1 pseudogene is annotated in these 331 nt (G+C 36.6%); it reads right to left on the bottom strand.

From position 1 onward, the window contains the following. Window positions 1-58 precede the first annotated feature (58 nt). Window positions 59-331: pseudogene (locus KVT34_RS30050) on the bottom strand (agmatine deiminase family protein); the annotation flags it as partial.

Below are 331 nucleotides of genomic sequence, written 5' to 3'. Positions count from 1 at the left end.
TCTCGTATCCGTTTTCATCTATACATCCGCCCTCTCTCCAGACACTACATTCGACTTATGGAACACTATGCATTTAACTTGTTTTAGTTGGTACATTAGCATGCTCTTCATACGGATATTTATCCACCCAACCATTAAATACCCAGTGTGTTAGGCGGAGATTTCCCTCTTTATCTTTCACAAAGAACGGACCATTATCTCTTATCCAAACATCATCAGTTTCCTGAACTAAGAAATCAATTTTATCCATATTTAGTTTAGCTTCCATTAACTTTGATTGGTCATGTACTATCTGTTCTTCATTTCATTGAACAATATGCACAGTTTCCCT

This window comes from Paenibacillus sp. GbtcB18, from assembly GCF_019091125.1.
Lineage (GTDB): Bacteria > Bacillota > Bacilli > Paenibacillales > NBRC-103111 > Paenibacillus_F > Paenibacillus_F chitinolyticus.
Note: the sequence above shows the minus strand (reverse complement) of the source record. Positions and strands in the feature narration are given on the sequence as shown.